General features: G+C 68.7%; 3 protein-coding genes. 2 read left to right on the plus strand and 1 reads right to left on the minus strand.

Translation table 11 applies throughout. The features are described 5' to 3' along the window. Window positions 1-448 (minus strand): peptide deformylase (gene def / locus R1101_RS0122740; protein ID WP_016935503.1); only part of this gene is annotated, 448 nt, incomplete at its 3' end. Between the two features lie 132 nt (window positions 449-580). Here def and R1101_RS0122745 point away from each other — a divergent pair. Together R1101_RS0122745 and R1101_RS0122750 are read left to right on the plus strand one after the other, a co-directional pair. After that, on the plus strand, window positions 581-931 hold the full coding sequence (locus R1101_RS0122745) for a DUF3263 domain-containing protein (RefSeq protein WP_016935504.1): 351 nt from the start codon (window positions 581-583) through the stop codon (window positions 929-931). A 77-nt stretch (window positions 932-1008) separates the two neighbouring features. Continuing rightward, a complete protein-coding gene (locus tag R1101_RS0122750) occupies window positions 1009-1644 on the plus strand; it encodes a LytR C-terminal domain-containing protein (RefSeq protein ID WP_016935505.1) in 636 nt (211 codons plus the stop codon). Window positions 1645-1782 lie beyond the last annotated feature (138 nt).

Below are 1782 nucleotides of genomic sequence, written 5' to 3' on the forward strand. Positions count from 1 at the left end.
GATGCCCGACCTCGTGCTGCAGCATGCGGGCGAAGAAACCGTGACCCTCGATCTCGACGGGCTCACCGTTCTCGTCGGTGCCGGTGACCTTCGCCCAGTCGGCGCGTCCGGTGGGGAAGTTCTCGCCGGGCACGGACAGGCAGCCCTCGAGATCGTCCTCGGGGTCGGGCATGGTCTCGGGGATCTCGGAGGTCTCGAGGACCGGGTTGACGACGACGCCGCGTCGCCGGACGACCGAGCCGGACCCGTCGCGGTCGGGGCAGTCGTAGACGAACAGTCGCTTGCCGACGCCGACCTGGTTGGCGGCGAGTCCGACGCCGTTGGCCGCGTCCATCGTCTCGAACATGTCGGCGATCAGCTCGGCGAGTTCGGCGGGTGATTCGGTCACCGGCCGGGTGGGATTGTGCAGGACGGGGTCGCCGACGATGACGATCGGAAGAATGGCCATGGTGACACAGGATAATGGGATGGACTCACGGCGTTCTCGGACCGGTATGTGTCCCTACCCCGTGGTTGAATGACTTCCGCCGAGACGCAAGGACTCTTCGTCACGGTGTGATCCAGTCAGTCGAGGAGGGAAATGGACGGCGCAGCAGCGCACGGCAACGACCGGTCCGATCTCGTGTCCCCGCAGGGCGACGGCGCACTCGCGCAGGAGCCCACCGGCGACGAGGCGAACGGCCTGAGCCGTCGCGATCTCGACATCCTGGCGTTCGAACGGCAGTGGTGGAAGTACGCGGGTGCCAAGGAGGACGCCATCAAGGAACTCTTCGGTCTCTCCGCCACCCGCTACTACCAGGTGCTCAACGCCCTGGTGGATCGTCCCGAGGCGCTCGCCGCCGATCCCATGCTGGTCAAGCGGCTGCGGCGGTTGCGTGCGAGCCGTCAGAAGGCCCGCGCGGCCCGCCGTCTCGGTTTCGACACCCGTTAGTCCGGGCACCTCATAGGAGGACACGGCGAAGTCGACACGCGCGGCCGGTCGGCAGCGCTGTGTGTGCTCGGGCAACTATGGTCGAGGTCGTGAGCAGAACCCCCGAGATCCCCAGCCGCGCGCCCACACCCTCGGGACCGCCTCTGCGTGCGTTCGCGATGGTCCTGATCGCCCTGGGCATCCTGTTCGCCGGTCTGGGTTTCGCCTCATTGGGTGATTCGGACGACGAGCCTGCTCCCACGGCCGCACCCACGACCACTGCCGCACCGGCCGCGCCCTCTCCGCGCTCGGCCGCGGTGCCCTCTGCGCCTGCTGCCGGGAACGGGGCTACGTCCGCCCCGGCGCCGGCCGGCGCGAGCACCTCCGCTGCCGTGTCCTCGGTTCCCTCCCTGCCCGCGGCGAGTGGAACCTCGCTCGCCGCCGGCGCGTCTCCGGCCGCGACGGCTCCGATACGCGTGTTCAACAACTCGGAGGTCGCGGGCCTCGCCGCCCAGACCGCGGCCTACCTCGAGGACGAGGGATACACCATCAGCGAAACGGGCAACTACAGCGAGGGCCTGCTCCCGCAGACCTCGGTGTTCTACGGGTCGTCTCCCGGAGAGCAGCAGACCGCGACAGCCGTCGCCGAGTCGCTCGGTGTCACCGCGCAACCGCGCTTCGAGGGTATCCGCGACGCCGCCCCCGGAGTGATCGTCATCGTCACTTCGCGTTAGCGCCGGAACCGTGTCGGTCCGCCACCGGGTGGGCGCCGGAGACGCCCGGTTATGATCGGGTGACTTTTCGGCACTTCGAAGGAGCGGTTTGATGGTCTCCAGTTCCACCCGTCGCATGTCCTGGCGTGCTCTGGCCCC

The organism is Rhodococcus sp. R1101, assembly GCF_000278445.1.
Lineage (GTDB): Bacteria > Actinomycetota > Actinomycetes > Mycobacteriales > Mycobacteriaceae > Rhodococcus > Rhodococcus gordoniae.